The sequence below is a fragment of the Coprococcus sp. AF16-5 genome, from assembly GCF_003479365.1.
In the GTDB taxonomy this organism is placed as follows: Bacteria; Bacillota; Clostridia; order Lachnospirales; family Lachnospiraceae; genus Coprococcus; species Coprococcus aceti.
On sequence record NZ_QUGZ01000004.1, the window covers coordinates 95,585 to 110,654 of the forward strand.

Annotated in this window: 15 protein-coding genes and 1 pseudogene; 7 read left to right on the forward strand and 9 right to left on the reverse strand. The window is 38.9% G+C overall.

Annotation, left to right across the window (positions count from 1 at the left end; translation table 11 throughout):
* Window positions 1–71: 71 nt before the first annotated feature.
* From DWW70_RS11160 to DWW70_RS15225, 6 genes and pseudogenes are all read left to right on the forward strand, one after another.
* Window positions 72–758 carry a response regulator transcription factor gene (locus DWW70_RS11160; RefSeq protein ID WP_005342931.1) on the forward strand — a complete coding sequence of 229 codons (687 nt, stop codon included), beginning with the start codon at window positions 72–74 and terminating at the stop codon, window positions 756–758.
* A gap of 101 nt (window positions 759–859) precedes the next feature.
* Entirely contained in the window at window positions 860–1,798 is a 939-nt protein-coding gene (locus DWW70_RS11165; RefSeq protein ID WP_118649862.1) for an ABC transporter ATP-binding protein, read from the forward strand.
* A complete protein-coding gene (locus DWW70_RS11170; protein WP_118649863.1) occupies window positions 1,776–2,471 on the forward strand; it encodes an ABC transporter permease in 696 nt (231 codons plus the stop codon). The genes DWW70_RS11165 and DWW70_RS11170 overlap by 23 nt, the downstream gene beginning before the upstream one ends.
* A gap of 15 nt (window positions 2,472–2,486) precedes the next feature.
* Complete coding sequence (locus DWW70_RS11175; protein ID WP_118371430.1) at window positions 2,487–3,224, forward strand: ABC transporter permease; 738 nt, start codon at window positions 2,487–2,489, stop codon at window positions 3,222–3,224.
* A 9-nt stretch (window positions 3,225–3,233) separates the two neighbouring features.
* Entirely contained in the window at window positions 3,234–4,133 is a 900-nt protein-coding gene (locus tag DWW70_RS11180; RefSeq protein ID WP_118649864.1) for a sensor histidine kinase, read from the forward strand.
* 273 nt (window positions 4,134–4,406) lie between these two features.
* Window positions 4,407–4,685 (forward strand): annotated as a pseudogene (locus DWW70_RS15225) (site-specific integrase); the annotation flags it as partial.
* A gap of 287 nt (window positions 4,686–4,972) precedes the next feature.
* Here the strand turns inward: DWW70_RS15225 and DWW70_RS11190 are convergent.
* The 8 genes from DWW70_RS11190 to DWW70_RS11225 all read right to left on the reverse strand — a co-directional run bounded on the left by DWW70_RS11190 (window position 4,973) and on the right by DWW70_RS11225 (window position 12,201).
* Entirely contained in the window at window positions 4,973–5,470 is a 498-nt protein-coding gene (locus DWW70_RS11190; protein WP_009247521.1) for a nucleotidyltransferase domain-containing protein, read from the reverse strand.
* An 84-nt stretch (window positions 5,471–5,554) separates the two neighbouring features.
* The gene (locus DWW70_RS11195; protein ID WP_009247522.1) at window positions 5,555–7,099 is read right to left on the reverse strand and encodes an ATP-binding cassette domain-containing protein; all 1,545 of its coding nucleotides are present in this window, start codon (window positions 7,097–7,099) and stop codon (window positions 5,555–5,557) included.
* A gap of 453 nt (window positions 7,100–7,552) precedes the next feature.
* Window positions 7,553–7,930 (reverse strand): TnpV protein, encoded by a 378-nt coding sequence (locus DWW70_RS11200; protein ID WP_009247523.1) that lies wholly within the window; start codon window positions 7,928–7,930, stop codon window positions 7,553–7,555.
* A gap of 26 nt (window positions 7,931–7,956) precedes the next feature.
* Window positions 7,957–9,096, reverse strand: coding sequence for a plasmid recombination protein (locus DWW70_RS11205; RefSeq protein ID WP_118649919.1), 1,140 nt, complete (start codon window positions 9,094–9,096; stop codon window positions 7,957–7,959).
* Window positions 9,097–9,451: 355 nt separating this feature from the next.
* Window positions 9,452–10,606, reverse strand: a complete 1,155-nt coding sequence (locus DWW70_RS11210; RefSeq protein ID WP_009247525.1) for an AAA family ATPase — start codon at window positions 10,604–10,606, stop codon at window positions 9,452–9,454.
* A complete protein-coding gene (locus DWW70_RS11215) occupies window positions 10,596–10,931 on the reverse strand; it encodes a plasmid mobilization protein (RefSeq protein WP_009247526.1) in 336 nt (111 codons plus the stop codon). Before DWW70_RS11215 ends, DWW70_RS11210 begins: the two co-directional genes overlap by 11 nt.
* Window positions 10,921–12,012, reverse strand: coding sequence for a site-specific integrase (locus DWW70_RS11220; protein WP_009247527.1), 1,092 nt, complete (start codon window positions 12,010–12,012; stop codon window positions 10,921–10,923). Before DWW70_RS11220 ends, DWW70_RS11215 begins: the two co-directional genes overlap by 11 nt.
* Window positions 12,013–12,201, reverse strand: coding sequence for a transcriptional regulator (locus DWW70_RS11225; RefSeq protein ID WP_009247528.1), 189 nt, complete (start codon window positions 12,199–12,201; stop codon window positions 12,013–12,015).
* 448 nt (window positions 12,202–12,649) lie between these two features.
* On the opposite strand from DWW70_RS11225, the gene DWW70_RS11230 reads away from it, so the two are divergent.
* Window positions 12,650–13,180 carry a helix-turn-helix domain-containing protein gene (locus tag DWW70_RS11230; protein WP_009247529.1) on the forward strand — a complete coding sequence of 177 codons (531 nt, stop codon included), beginning with the start codon at window positions 12,650–12,652 and terminating at the stop codon, window positions 13,178–13,180.
* A gap of 292 nt (window positions 13,181–13,472) precedes the next feature.
* Here the strand turns inward: DWW70_RS11230 and guaA are convergent, their stop codons facing one another.
* Window positions 13,473–15,014 (reverse strand): glutamine-hydrolyzing GMP synthase, encoded by a 1,542-nt coding sequence (gene guaA / locus DWW70_RS11235; RefSeq protein ID WP_055147204.1) that lies wholly within the window; start codon window positions 15,012–15,014, stop codon window positions 13,473–13,475.
* Between the last annotated feature and the right edge of the window lie 56 nt (window positions 15,015–15,070).

Here is a 15,070-nt window from a genome sequence, read left to right on the forward strand (position 1 = left end):
GCAATGGTATTGAGGAAATACAACCTTAAATGTATAATGGGAAGGTAGCATTGCAGGAATGAGGTAGGCTAATGAATAAAATATTGATTATTGAAGATGATTTAGAAATAAATGCGTTATTGGCTGATTTTCTAAAAGAAAAAGGATATGCTGTGCATTGCCAATATGATGGACTTCATGTTCTGGATTTTTTGAATAAAGAAAAAATTGATTTGATTATACTTGATATTATGCTTCCTTATCGGAGTGGTGATATTATTTTATCTGATGTACGCAAGAAATTTACGATACCTGTTATTATTATTTCAGCGAAAGAAACTACACAAAATAAAATCGACTTGCTTCGTCTGGGAGCAGACGATTATATCACAAAACCTTTTGATATGGAAGAAGTGCTTGCCAGAATTGAAAGTAATCTGCGAAGAGTACAATTTCAAAATAGCCAGACAGAATGTTTGCAATATAACAATCTGACTTTAGACCTAGAGAAAAATACAGCATTTTTGAATGGAATAGAATTATCCTTAACCGCTAAAGAATTTGGCATTTTAGAATTGTTGATGAAATATCCAGATAAAGTATTTTCAAAATCGAATCTTTTTCAAAGTGTTTGGGATACAGAATATATTGCTGAAGATAATACACTTAATGTTCATATCAGTAATTTACGCAATAAATTAAAAGCGATATGCTCTGATACAGAATTTATTGATACTGTTTGGGGCATTGGCTACCGCCTACATAAAGCTAAGGATTAAACGTTCCTTAGCTTTATTATTTTTTTAACTTTTCTCATTACGATTTAAGAAATTCTTTAAAATTGCCCGTTATACTGGTTTAAGTAAAGGAGGTTTGGGATATGAGTTCAATTATTTTAGAAGCAAAGTCTTTAACCAAAGAATATAAGCAAACATTAGCATTAGACCACATAAATTTACAAATAAAAAAAGGAAAAATTTATGGATTTATTGGTCAAAACGGAGCAGGTAAGACTACTTTTTTAAGATTAGTCACAGGGCTTGCGTTTCCAACAAGTGGTACACTTTCTTTATGGGGAAATTCTGGAACAGAAGAATTGCAGAAACAGCGTAAACGAATTGGAAGTATGATTGAAACGCCTGCTCTATTCCCGTCAATGACTGCCTATCAAAATATGGAAGTACAGCGTATTCAACGAGGCATACCAGATAAATCAGTTATTAAAAGGACATTAGATATGGTTGGATTGCAAGATACAGGTAAAAAGAGTGTCCGCAATTTTTCATTAGGTATGCGTCAACGATTGGGGATAGCGATTGCACTTTTAAATACACCAGAACTATTGATTTTAGACGAGCCTATCAATGGTCTTGACCCTGCTGGAATTGTAGAAATCAGAAATTTATTAAAAATTTTGAATAAAGAATATGGTATGACCATTTTGGTTTCAAGCCATATCTTAGAAGAATTGTATCAAACAGCATCAGAATTTATTCTGATTGACCGTGGAAAAATTATAGAAGAGATTTCTGATTATGAATTAAATGAACGGTGTAAACGACATATAGCAATTAAAACAACAGATGTTCAGAAAACGGTTCTGGTTTTGGAAGAAAATCTTCATACAGATAACTTTAAACTAATGCCAGATGGCATAATTCGTTTGTATGATTATTTGAATGATTTAGAGACAGTTGCGTCTGCTTTGGCAGAATCGCACATTCTTGTAACAGGACTTTCTGTATCTGGCGATACTTTGGAGGACTATTTTTTGAGCAAAATAGGAGGAACAAAAGATGTCAAATCTCCTAAAAACTGAGTTATATAAGTTGTTTCACAGTTGGTATTTTTGGGAAATTGGAATATTCAATCTCCTTTTAAGTAGCATATTGCTGTTAGATAGTAAAGAACGCTCTTCAAACTTAATTATGGCATCATTATACAATATTCCGTTACTCTATTTTTTGATTATAGTGTTTATAGCATTGTTCATTGGAAGTGATTTTAGTGGAAGAACTTTAAATACTTATATTACTGCCGGACATAAAAGAAGTTCTATATTTAGAGTAAAGTTAATTGTATCTCAAATAGGTTGTATTATCATTCTGGTATTTCCATTATTTGTACATGGAATTATTAGTCAATTTTATATTGGAGAAAAACTTTTTTGGAATGATAGCACATATACTATGGTTTTACTAACTCTATTTGCCATGATAACACTGTGTGCATTACCGATGTTTTTTGCTTTTATTTTTCGTGATATGGGGAAAACACTGACAGTTTCAATGGTTTTATTTTTTGTTATGATTTTTTTACTGAACAGTGAGTCTGCACAAATAATCAGCAGAATAATACCAATGGGACAACTTAGGTTAATTTCATTGCAAAAGGTCTATTCGACAAACTTTTGCTTGTTTGTAGATTTTTTATGGAATTTTATTTTATATTTCATTGCAGGTAGTGCTTTTTTACATACAGACTTGAAATAACCGGAGGTGTTTTTTATGGATAAATTATTAAAACTGGAAAAATATCAGTTGTTACATAATTCTATTTACTGGTGTGGTATGATTGGAATATTTATTTTAGGATTTTTTACAGCAGATACTTATGTTACAGAGGTCATGGGACCGACAGAAGAAATTGCTTCTTCTCTTGCTGATATTTTTAATGGAATGGTGTATGATTCTACGTTTCTTCTTATCATCATGTCGGCTATACTTGCATTGATTTTAGGACAGGAATTTTCTAAGAGAACAATAAACTTAGAGGTCAGTGCTGGACATTCCAGAAAACAAATTTTTACAAGTAAAATAATATCGTATTTAATTGCTTTTAATCTTATGGCTCTTGTCTATCCAGTTTCAGGGTGCATAAGGGAATTTGGACGCTTTGGTGTTGCAGACGTGGGAATGTTTTTTTACAATATTATAAAAGCAATCATTTATTCTTGTCTGCTTAATAGTGCGATATTTCTAATTGCAATACTTATTTGTTGCTATTTACAGGATGTTGTAAAAGCAACTTCGGTTACAGCAATTATTATTTTTGGTCTTAGCTTATATCTTGGCTATGGAATGATGTTGAGATTACCAGTCGGTTTTTTACCTACTTATCAAATCAGAATCGTTGTCAGCATGAAAACCTTTTTTCAACCGATAGCTATTTTAGTAGGATGTATATGGTCTGGTATATTAGTATTGCTTTCGTGGATAAAATTTTGTAAATGTGATTTTAAATAGGTGGAGAAAATGTCTAACATAGAATGGATTTTAATTATCATAACAATATTTTTAGTAATACTGCTATTTCGATATATTCAATTAAAAAAACAAATCCGTAATCTTGCGGATCAAGTTAATGAATTGAATTCTGGAAATTCACAGCAGATGTTAGACATTTCGTTGATTGATAAAGATTTAGAAAGACTGGCTGGTATATTGAATCAATATAATATCAGACAACGACAGGCTGTTGCAGGCGTATTACGCAATGAAGAGCATTTAAAAGAATCTGTTGCTAATATATCACATGATTTGCGTACACCTCTTACAGTCATTCTTGGTCATTTACAATTATTGCAAAAAGAAAATTTGGAATCCAGTCAAGCACAGCGTGTAAAAGTGATTTTTAGCAAAGCCGAAAAAATGAAAGAATTGGTAGAAACATTCTATGATCTTTCTATTTTGGAGGAACAGCAGACAGTTCCAGAAAAAGAAAAGTTTAATATATCTAATATGTTAATAAATTTAATTACGGAAAATGCCGTTGCATTAGAAAAGGAGAATATTTTACCCGAAATAAATCTCCCAGATTATTCAATATACGTATATTCTGATAAAAATATGGTAGAACGAATTTTACAAAATCTGTTGACAAATGCAATTAAGTATTCTGTTGGAACGATAAAAATAACACTTATGGAGAAAGAAAATAATAATATTATATTTACCATTGAAAATCCAATGAGTGACAGTTCAGAAATTGATTGCAATCGACTTTTTGACCGTTTTTATACAGGCGATAAATCAAGACATAATGGAAGTACAGGATTGGGACTTGCGGTAGTAAAAACACTTGTTGCCATTCTTGGCGGAAATGTTGTTGCAAAAGTACATGCCAATAGCCTTATTATTACTCTTGAATTATAAAGTATTGAAGATATATTCGTATGATAATTCATTGAAGAGTGGACATCAAAATGTAAAGTCAATAGTTTGTAAAGTTCAGTTACAAACTATTGGCTTTTTTCATTACTGTGTAACAAGTAAATTTACGATAAAGAAATAAGGATAGTCGGCTCTTATTTGTTGCCTGCGGAGCAGATCAACAAATAAATGTTGAAGAATCTGTATAGGAAACCAGAGAAAACAAGAAGCAAATCTCTTCTTATTCTCTCTGCTGTTCAAGATAGCGTCAATCGTAGCCCTAATTACATTCGTATCGTACAGGGAATGCTTTCTATCGCATTTGACAGAGCTGTTGTTCTTGGAATTGCGAAGAAAAATCCCTCTCGTATGATAGGCAATATCAAAAGCAAGAAAACCAAAGTTGATTTCTGGACATTAGAAGAATTTCAAAAGGTTATTTCCTTACTCTGTAAGAAAGACTATTATGAACATTATCTGTTTATATCGTTCTGGTTATTATTTATGACTGATATGCGAATTTGCGAAGCGTCAGCATTACATTGGTCAGACATCCTATAAAGGAAAAGCTGTAAAACCCTTGTAAACAAAGGCTTTACAGCTCAGCTTCAACTACTCAAACTCTACAAAGACTAACGCTTTTTGTTTAGGAATTATTCTCTGTAATGTTTCTCGTTCTTTTGATTATTTGATATATCCATATTATCCTGCCTATACGAGCTAATGTTATCATTTTGTTATCGGCATTGATAACACCTACTCGATAACTGTGGATAATAACTATATGTAGCATGTCAAATTATAAGCTATTTTGCTTAGAGATTCAACACAAAACTGAAATTTTACTTTTCCTTATATTCATCTGGTATTGCTATTTGAAATGTTTCACACAACAGCATCACATCATGCACATCATTTTTATCGTGTTCATATCCCAAATGAAGCATTACCTGACTCAATGGTTCAATACAAGAAACAGTTATATCTCCAACTTTTCCAATACCGGAAAAAGTTTTTGATGGAAATATATCTCCCTCATAAACAATTCCGTCATCTGTAAATTCAAAACAATGTAAATCAATGATTCTTTGTTTATCATCTTTCCAGACAGTATGACCATCCGTTGTATAATCAGTATTTACTTCCTCAAATCCATGCTGCTTAATCACATAAATATAATCATGATAATGTTTCAGTTCAACAAACAAATCAATATCATTGTGTATTCTTGATTCTCTTTTAAGAAGTGCATCAACACCCCATCCGCCATCTAAATATACTTTAATTTCGTTTTGCAAAGCATATTTTATAATTTCACATGCATCTTCTGTACGTACCATAATCTATCCTCCAAATTCAAATCTTTGTATGCTTTCCAACTCACTAAAAGCCTGAAATTTGTCAGTCTTTCATCCTTTTTGTTATCAATCACCAATTAGCTGTAATCCATTAGGATTTAGCTGATATATTTTATCGCACACCTCTTCAATATACTTTCTATCGTGAGAAATGCTAATGACAGCCCCCGGAAATTCTCGGAGCATTTTTCTTATTACCGGACCGGACAATGGTGAAAAATTTCTTGTCGGTTCATCCAGAATAAGAACATTTGCACCACTTAAGCTCATCCTCAAGAGAAGCACTTTCGCCTTTTGTCCGCCTGATAACTCCCGAATCGGATGCTCCATTTCATCTGGTGTGTATTTAAGTGAACCAAGGTATGTTCTAATTCTTGTACGCTCTTCTTTATCTCCTGTTTTATCAAGGTAATCAACCGGTGTAACATCCAAATCCAGCAGGTCTTCATAAGTTTGAGGCATATATTCTGCTTTAATGTCATTCCGATTTAGGAGTTCTTCCGCTATCTTTTTTAGAAGAGTCGTTTTTCCTGCCCCGTTGGCTCCTATCATACAGATTTTTTCTGAACCTTTTATTTTTAAATGAATTCCTTCTGCTAAAATTCTTTTGCCATCCGGAGTCACAAGCTTTGAAAGTTCATATTCTATGACCGTTTTTCCTGCGGGAATGTGTGAGTTTTCATCCCCTAATTTGACAAAGATTGCTTCTTCCTGTTCCGGCATCTGAGTCATATTTTCATCTTCTTTTTCAAATCTTCGTTCCATTGCCTTAACCGTATGCATTTTGTCCTTTAAGTTTTTGGCAACAGACGGTGCTTGTCTGGTACAACTTCTTAATGCACCTTGTACACTCTGCATAACTCTTTGATATTTTTCATCGCGAATCTTTTTCTCCCTACGGTCACTCAGTGCCCGCTGTTTTTGGATTTCAAATTTATGAAGCCGTTCTTCCACATAGCGTCTATAGGGAAGCTTTGCCACGGTATATCTCGCCTTTGTTTTTCGTATAATCTGCTCGATATGTATCACCATGTTGGCAGTACGCTCTATCAGCGTTTCATCGTGTGAAATAAAAAGCACAATGTGCTTCCAGTCATTTATGATTTTTTCCAGTAATGTAAGCGTCGCAATGTCGATGTCATTGGAAGGTTCGTCCAACAACAGCACAGAAACATCGCGAATGAAAAGCCTCATAAGTTGTGTCTTGACTTTTTCGCCTCCTGAAAGACTACCCATTGTCTGGTTACTGTAGAAAAAATCATTTTTCATTCCAAATTTTCCCGCAATAACAGACAATTCTTTAGGCGTTTTCTCCCAGAATATTTCCTCTTCAGAAAAATATTCGTATATTGTTTTTTCCTTATCTTCATCGAGCATCTCCTGCGGAAGATAACCAAGACGTTCGTGTCCCATTATCCTTTCCCCATCTGCTTCTATATAGTTTTCTACAAGCGACGGATTGTATATCCACTTCATTAATGTCGATTTCCCATTTCCCTCTTCTCCAATAATAACTGCCTTATCTCCATCATTTAGCACAAGGTTGAAATCATTAAGAATTATTCTCAGGTCTTTTTTATGTGTTAAATTTAATTTTTTTATCTGCAACATTAAAGTTTCTCCTTTTCGAAGTCTGAGCCAATTATTATTTTGAACACACAAAAACGAGTCTTTTTTGCATACGCAAAAATAGACTCGCTAAATAGACCCTTATTTCTTTTCCAAAAGGAAAACAAAGGAAATGCCTCTTGCGATAATCCAACTTAAGCGTACACAAAACAAACCTATTCTCTACAGGCTCAATAACTATATGTGTCTTACTTAAATCAAATTATCTATTAATCATTTCCTCACCTTACACAAAATGTGCCTTTCTTTCTTCTAATGGCAATACTATCATACTGTATTTTTTGTGTCAATACATTTCACCTTATGGAAGTGCAAATTAAAATTTTCACTTCCTAATTATACATCCAACCATTACGAAATTCAATCTTTCACAACCTCTTTACAACCACAACCACAGCACTCCAGCAAACGCAGGAGCACCATACCGTAAAACGCTTATGTGTAAATCAACTCCGTTCCTACAACTTCCCTCACACAAGCCTGAATATTATTCATTCTTCCAATCCATTCGTAGGGATTATCTTTCTTTAATTGTTCCGTCACATCTTGTCTGTCGGCATATTCCTTTACCAGTCGAAGAAACATATCCTCTGCTTGCTTATCGACTTCTGCAAGATAACTATGCAGCTTTCCGCTTGTCAGCAGGTTCATATATAACACTTTATAGTGTTCCTTTAAATGCCTTGCATGTCGTTTCCCCCATAAACCAATCGGCTCTATTTCTTCTTCGGCTGGTACTGTGATGTTCGGCAATAAATAATCACCCACCTGTCTATAAGTTCCGCCCATTTCTTCAAAAATTGTCTTTGTCATTTTCCTTTTCCTCCTGTGATTTTTGTCTATCGTGATCGTGTATTATCACGCTTGCGACCTTTAACTGTTCTTGCCTGCTCCAACAAATCATCTATCTGTTTGCGACCAAAAACCTTACGGAGCAGGCTGTAATCTTTATTTTCTGCTTTTAGGATTTTGTTTTCTTCGGTCAATCTTTCATTGACTTTCTCCAAACGCTGATTGGTGCGGTATAACTGTGCATTCGCTGTATTCAGCCTATGATAGTTGTCCCACCCCTCAAAGCAGCGGGCAAGCACCGTTTTGACAAGTTGCTTCAATTTCCTTACAACCGGCTCTGCCATTTTGGTTTTATATGCCTTTGCAGTCATAAATTTCTCTGGTTCTGGCAACTGATATTTCGGTGCAGTATCAAGCTCTATTTCAAGATTTGACAGCTCGTCTTTTGCCTTATCATAGTTCAATACTCGTTCCGACAACACATCAAATTCAATCTGTTTCTGCTCGATTTTCGCACCTAATGACGCCACTTCTTTTTCTCTTTCCTGCTTTTTATAATCCAAAACAGAAAGATGTTTTTCGTGTGTGCCTAAATGTTCCCACTCAATCCCATAACGTTCCATCACCGCCGCAAGCTGTTCTTTTTCGGACTGTATCCATTGCGACCACTCCGTATCGCCACGACTGCCGCCCTTAAAACCTTGCGTTGCAAGAGCCTGCTTTAGTGACACTCTTGTATCAAGTCCACGCTTGCTGCCTGTGGTAAAAGGTACAAAATCTATGTGCAGATGTGGTGTAGCTTCATCCATATGCAGATGAGCCGAGAACACCCGAAGCTGTGGATTTCGCTCCTGAAAACCCTGATAGTATTCATCTAAAATCTGCTTTGCCAGTTCTCCGTTTTCCGTATCGGCGTTCATATTTCCCTTACCGCCCACCTGTAAAATGATTTCGTGGAACGGTTTTTCCTGCTTGGAACTTCGGATTTTTTCATAATAATCTTTTATCTTTCGGTCTGACCTTATCTGCTTGGCATTGTATCTTTCCAATGCTTCATCAAACAATTCGTGATAAACTGTCTTTATATTTTCATTGCAGTAGTCGATATTGAGATGAGTACGAGTTCCGTCTACATTTTCTGCTCGGAACTTTCGGCTATTGTGATTGACCGAGCCTTTACCGACCATTGCACTTATCGTTCTCTGCATTTTTTCATCTCCCATCTGTAAATTTCAACATTCTCAGGTTTTGTTACTTTTGTCAAAAGTAACGCAAAAGCACTTTTGACGGGTACACCCATCAAAAATGCGACCTGTAAACAGGTTTTGCGTTCTCCGAAGGCTCTCCGAGGGGTGAGCGTGTGCCGGTGGCACACACGCCTGCGAACCGACCGAGCCAGCAGGCGAGACCAAAGAGCCGCCTTTGAAAAGGCACTCTCTGCACACTCCCCTAAACTTTATCCGGTGTCAAAGTGTGACGATGGTGACAATGTTTTTCACAGCGTGCTGCTCTCAAAAACATTGACACCTTTGACACCGTTTGTCACGCCGTCTGCTCGGTTTCTTTCCAAAGTGAAACCTTTCTTCCGTCGTGTGTGCGGCTGTTCTGATAACGGATACCGTAATCACGAAACAGCCTGCTTGCGTTGATACTGAGCCTTAAAGAAAGTACATTCGGCTTTATATCCACCGCAAGCCTTTCGCAAAGTTCCGAAGCAGTTCCTTCCCATCTGTCACTTTCCGAAAAGAGCGTATCCGCTATCTTCTCAAGCAGAGGTTCGGGCGGTTCTTTCCACATCTCCGTTTCCGATTTTGCAAAGTTCCACACCAATCGCTCGCTGTCCCTTACAAGATGGATTTTCATATCCTGCTGGTCTCTGCCAGCAACATCAAGTGTGGCATTGTTGGAAGTACGCTTGTCCTTACTGAGAACAAATGCACCGTCTGCCGCACCCATCAGACCATTCGTGCCTGAAATCATATCGAATATATCTTCCGATTTTTGTTTGCGTGTATGATGAACAATAAGCATTGAAACCTTGTAACTGTCTGCCAACGCTTTCAGCCTTGCCACAACATCATAATCACTTGCGTAGCTGTAATCTGCTCCGCCTGCTTCACGCACACGCTTTAAGGTGTCTATGATAATCAAGCCTGTGTCTGGGTGTTCCCTCATAAACCCTCTTATCTGTTCTTCCAGTCCGCCATTGACCGTTTTACATTCCGTTGCGAAATACAGATTGCCTGTCTCCTTTGCACCGAACATCTGAAACAATCGCTTCTGCAAACGTGGGTAATCATCTTCAAGGGCAAAATAAAGCACCGTTGCCTTACGCACCTTATACTCCCAAAGCGGTGTGCCTGTGCTGATATGATAGGCAAGCTGTGCCATCATAAAGCTCTTTCCCACTTTCGGGGAACCTACGAAAAGGTAAGTTCCCCTTTGGAGCAGACCGTCGATAAGTGGTGTCTGAACCTCAAACACCGTATCATACAGCGTTGTCATTGATACTGTTTTCAGATAGGAAGGGTCTAACTGTCTGAGTATTTCCCTTTGCATTTCTTCAAAAGATTGCTCGTACCCCTTGAAATCCGTATCCTGATTGACTATACTATTGTCAGTACATTTGGAAAGTGACTGTTCCGCATCTGTTGCCGCAGATACATTTGGAATAGTCATTTCTTTTTTATTCTCCATTCGCATCCTCTCCTTTCAAACCGCCGAGAATAATGGAAATCAGTTCTATTACACTCAGCAGTTCATCATCCACACCTTTTCCTGCTTCAATCCTTTTCAGTTCCGCAAGGACTGTGGCAAATTCCGTTTTCAACGCCTTATACACTCTCGGATTGCCCTGTACCACCACATCCTGATTTAAGCAACGGCGGTAACAATACTCCTGTTTTGGCAATCCTGATAGAGCTACAGCTCTGTTAATGAGTTCGTTTTCTTCGGGCGATACTCGAAACCCTACTGTGATATTCCTCCAACGATTTTTGTTATCTCTGTTCTTAGCTGACATTTTCAAAATCTCCTTTCCCTAAATCATCTAATTTTTCTGCCATCTCAATCTGCTTTGACGGAAAGAGGTGTGCGTACTGATAAGTAATATCAATACTTTCGTGACCAACTCGGTCAGCAATCGCCACCGCAGAAAAGCCCATATCAATCAAGAGTGAAATGTGGCTGTGACGGAGATCGTGAATGCGGATACGCTTCACGCCTGCCGCCTTTGCCCCTCTGTCCATCTCGTGATGAAGATAGCTTTTCGTCACCGTAAAGATACGGTCTTTCTTCTTCAATCCGTAAAGCATACCGAGATATTCTTTCATTTCCTCACACAGAAACTTCGGCATTTTAATCGTGCGGTTGCTCTTTTTCGTTTTCGGAGAAGTAATCACATCCTGCCCTTTCAAACGCTGATAGGATTTATTGATTGTGACTGTTTCCTTATCAAAGTTGAAATCTGCCGGAGTCAAAGCTAACAGCTCGCCCTCTCGGATACCGCACCAGTAAAGCATTTCAAACGCATAAAAGGAAACAGGCTTGTCCATCATCTCAAAAGAGAATTTCTTGTATTCTTCCTTTGTCCAGAACAGCATTTCCTTGTGTTCCTCACGTCCCATATTTCCCACCTTTGCCGCAGGATTGGAACGCAGTTCATAGTAGCGGACAGCGTGATTGAAAATGGCGGACAACTGATTGTGCAGCGTTTTCAGATACGTCTGTGAATAAGGCTTTTTCTTCTCATCACGATAGGCAAGCATTTCATTCTGCCAAGTAATAATCTCCTTTGTGGAAATCTCGCTGATTTTCAGTTTCCCGAAATACGGAAGTATCTTTGTGCGTATGATATGCTCTTTGGTAAGCCACGTGTTTTCCTTCAAACGGTTCTTCACATCATTGATATAAAGCTCCGTAAAGGCTTCAAAACTCATATCAAGGTCTGAAGAAGTCTGCAATTTGAACATTCTTTCCCATTCCTGTGCTTCTCGTTTGGTAGCAAAGCCACGCTTGCATTTCTGCTTGCGTTCCCCTTTCCAGTTCACATACCTTGCCATCACATACCAAGTACCGTTATCTTCATTCTTAAATACCGGCATTTACATTTCCCCCTTTCCTGCTCCGTAGAGCCTTTCGTAAAAATACTGGCGATTTACACGCCCTGCAATCGTAATAAAGCCCTTTGCTTTCAATTCCTCATTTAATTGTCTGATGAGTTTATATGCATAAGGTTTTGATACGTTTAGTTCCTGAGCCACATCTTCGGCTCGGATAAATCTGTTTTCCATATCCTTTTTCTTCCTTTCTTAAAATAATTTTTTGCTTGCCGCTTTCTCCGTGTTAAAGTTCCAACAGGCACTCCTGCTTGTCGGCAGGCGCTGTGCTGTCCCAATGCACCGCAGTACATCAGGCGCTCGCTCGTATAGGGGTTCCCGAAAAGTCGGAGACTTTTGGGGAAGAGGAGGAGCAGTGCAGCGAATGAGCTTTTGTGCTTGCACACAAGCGAACGATACGGAACTTGCTCCGACGAGGTCTTGGCGGTTTGGCTTTTCGGACGGTCATTCAGTTGTCGCATTAAGCATATTTGTTTAATTCGTAATTTATTTTACTAAACATATTTGCTATTGTCAAGTGGTTGCAAAGAAAATATTAAACATTTTTGTTTCGGTTTTTCTTGACTTCCACTAAACATTTCTGCTATACTTATTTCACTAAATATAAAAGGAGCGTATCATTATGGCTATCAGCGAAAGAATACATTTTTTCAGACTAATGCGTGGTATGACACAAAAGTATCTCGGTACAGCAATCGGTTTTCCAGAAAAGAGTGCTGATGTGCGTTTGGCACAGTACGAAACTGGTACACGCAAACCGAAAGCAGACCTTACAAATGCATTGGCACAGGTGCTTGATGTTTCTCCACAGGCTCTTGATGTTCCTGACATAGACAGCTATATCGGTCTTATGCACACTCTGTTTACCCTTGAAGATATTTACGGTCTTACTGTCAGTGAAGCAGACGGAGAGGTATGCTTAAAGGTCAACAAGGACAAAGGCAGAGAAGCATATGAACTCCTCAAAATGCTGTATGCTTGGAAAGAACAGGCAGACAAGCTATCTTCCGAAGAAATCAACAGAGAAGAATACGATAACTGGCGTTACCATTATCCAGAGTTCGACACCACACAGCGTTGGGCAAAAGTTCCATCACAGGAATTAAGTGACGCTCTCGTGGAAGCATTCAAAGACCACTTGAAAGATAAATAAGCACCTACAGGACCTGCCACTGGCAGCTCCCTACAGATGCTTTGGCAACGACAAAAAAGCCCTTAACTATGGTTATTAACCACAGCTAAGGGCTTAGTTTATAATATGGAATTTGTTCAGAGCCAAGCTCCGAACTTTAGTCTGCAAGCCACCTGTTAATTGTTCCGTTACCCATAAACCACTGGATAACAAGAATAATGGCACTTGCTATGACTGTTATCAATTTGTTATCAAAAGACTAATCGAAATCGCTGAAACCCGCATAAACACTGGCTTTTTTAAGCAACTCGATTTATTCGAACTCAATCGTTCCAGGTGGTTTACTGGTCAGATCATACATTACTCTATTAACACCCTTAACCTCATTAATAATCCTGTTCATTACCTTCTGAAGAACTTCAAATGGTATCTCTGAACAATCTGCTGTCATGAAGTCTGTTGTATTTACAGCACGGAGTGCTACGGCGTAATCGTAGGTTCTGAAATCTCCCATACAGCCAACCGAACGCATGTTGGTCAGGGCTGCGAAGTACTGACCGAGGCTTCTGTCGAGACCTGCCTTTGCGATCTCCTCGCGGTAAATGGCATCGGCATCCTGAACGATCTTGACCTTCTCGGCTGTGACCTCTCCGATGATTCTGATTCCAAGGCCTGGGCCTGGGAATGGCTGACGGAATACCAGGTACTCTGGGATTCCAAGCTCAAGGCCGGCCTTGCGGACCTCGTCCTTGAAGAGAAGACGGAGCGGCTCCACGATCTCCTTGAAATCTACATAGTCAGGAAGTCCGCCTACATTGTGGTGGGACTTGATGACTGCCGACTTGTCAAGGCCTGACTCGATGACGTCAGGATATATGGTTCCCTGTACGAGGAAGTCAACGGCACCAATCTTCTTGGCCTCCTCCTCGAATACACGGATGAACTCCTCGCCTATTATCTTTCTCTTTGCCTCAGGCTCGGTTACTCCGGCAAGCTTGCTGTAGAATCTGTCCTGAGCATTCACTCTGATGAAGTTCAGGTCGTATGGACCGTCCGGTCCAAATACCGCCTCAACTTCGTCGCCCTCGTTCTTACGAAGAAGACCGTGGTCTACGAACACACACGTGAGCTGCTTGCCTATCGCCTTGGACAGGAGAACTGCAGCCACTGATGAGTCCACACCACCTGACAAGGCACACAGCACCTTGCCATCGCCTATCTTGGCACGCAGGCTCTCTATAGTATCTTTTACAAATGAATCCATCTTCCAGTCGCCTGCGCACTGGCATACATCCATGACAAATGCTCGAAGCATCTTCATGCCTTCCTCGGTGTGCATAACCTCTGGATGGAACTGAGTCGCATACAGTTTCTTCTCAGCGTTCTCCATGGCTGCCACTGGGCATACAGGAGTGTAAGCTGTCTTCTTGAAGCCCTCTGGTACCTCTGCAATATAGTCTGTGTGACTCATCCAGCAGATGGTCTTGTCATTCACATCTGCAAACAGCTTGGATGTCTTGTCAACCTCAACCTCTGTTCTTCCATACTCGCTGACAGGGGCCGTGCTGACCTTGCCGCCCAGCAGATGAGCCATGAGCTGTGAACCGTAACATATTCCGAGAATAGGAATACCAAGTTCGAATATCTCCTTGCTGCAGCTAGGTGAATCGTCTTTGTATACGCTGTTTGGTCCGCCTGTGAAGATGATTCCCTTTGGATTCATCTCCTTGATCTTCTCCAGCGGCAATGTGTACGGATGTACTTCGGCATATACATTACACTCTCTTACACGTCTGGCGATCAGTTGGTTGTACTGTCCGCCAAAGTCCAATACGATAATCAGTTCCTTATCCATGTATATCTCCTTTGTTGCCTTTTATTTACCTATAACATATTTCTGAACATTTCCTA

Bases quoted from the DNA above. Each gene is read 5' to 3' on its own strand.
- DWW70_RS11225 (WP_009247528.1), bottom strand. From the start codon at position 12,201: ATGGAAAACAGATTTATCCGAGCCGAAGATGTGGCTCAGGAACTAAAC.
- DWW70_RS11160 (WP_005342931.1), top strand. From the start codon at position 72: ATGAATAAAATATTGATTATTGAAGATGATTTAGAAATAAATGCGTTA.
- DWW70_RS11165 (WP_118649862.1), top strand. From the start codon at position 860: ATGAGTTCAATTATTTTAGAAGCAAAGTCTTTAACCAAAGAATATAAG.
- DWW70_RS11200 (WP_009247523.1), bottom strand. From the start codon at position 7,930: ATGACAAAGACAATTTTTGAAGAAATGGGCGGAACTTATAGACAGGTG.
- guaA (WP_055147204.1), bottom strand. From the start codon at position 15,014: ATGGATAAGGAACTGATTATCGTATTGGACTTTGGCGGACAGTACAAC.
- DWW70_RS11220 (WP_009247527.1), bottom strand. From the start codon at position 12,012: ATGCCGGTATTTAAGAATGAAGATAACGGTACTTGGTATGTGATGGCA.
- DWW70_RS11190 (WP_009247521.1), bottom strand. From the start codon at position 5,470: ATGGTACGTACAGAAGATGCATGTGAAATTATAAAATATGCTTTGCAA.
- DWW70_RS11205 (WP_118649919.1), bottom strand. From the start codon at position 9,096: ATGGTCGGTAAAGGCTCGGTCAATCACAATAGCCGAAAGTTCCGAGCA.
- DWW70_RS11180 (WP_118649864.1), top strand. From the start codon at position 3,234: ATGTCTAACATAGAATGGATTTTAATTATCATAACAATATTTTTAGTA.
- DWW70_RS11210 (WP_009247525.1), bottom strand. From the start codon at position 10,606: ATGGAGAATAAAAAAGAAATGACTATTCCAAATGTATCTGCGGCAACA.
- DWW70_RS11175 (WP_118371430.1), top strand. From the start codon at position 2,487: ATGGATAAATTATTAAAACTGGAAAAATATCAGTTGTTACATAATTCT.
- DWW70_RS11215 (WP_009247526.1), bottom strand. From the start codon at position 10,931: ATGTCAGCTAAGAACAGAGATAACAAAAATCGTTGGAGGAATATCACA.
- DWW70_RS11170 (WP_118649863.1), top strand. From the start codon at position 1,776: ATGTCAAATCTCCTAAAAACTGAGTTATATAAGTTGTTTCACAGTTGG.
- DWW70_RS11230 (WP_009247529.1), top strand. From the start codon at position 12,650: ATGGCTATCAGCGAAAGAATACATTTTTTCAGACTAATGCGTGGTATG.
- DWW70_RS11195 (WP_009247522.1), bottom strand. From the start codon at position 7,099: ATGTTGCAGATAAAAAAATTAAATTTAACACATAAAAAAGACCTGAGA.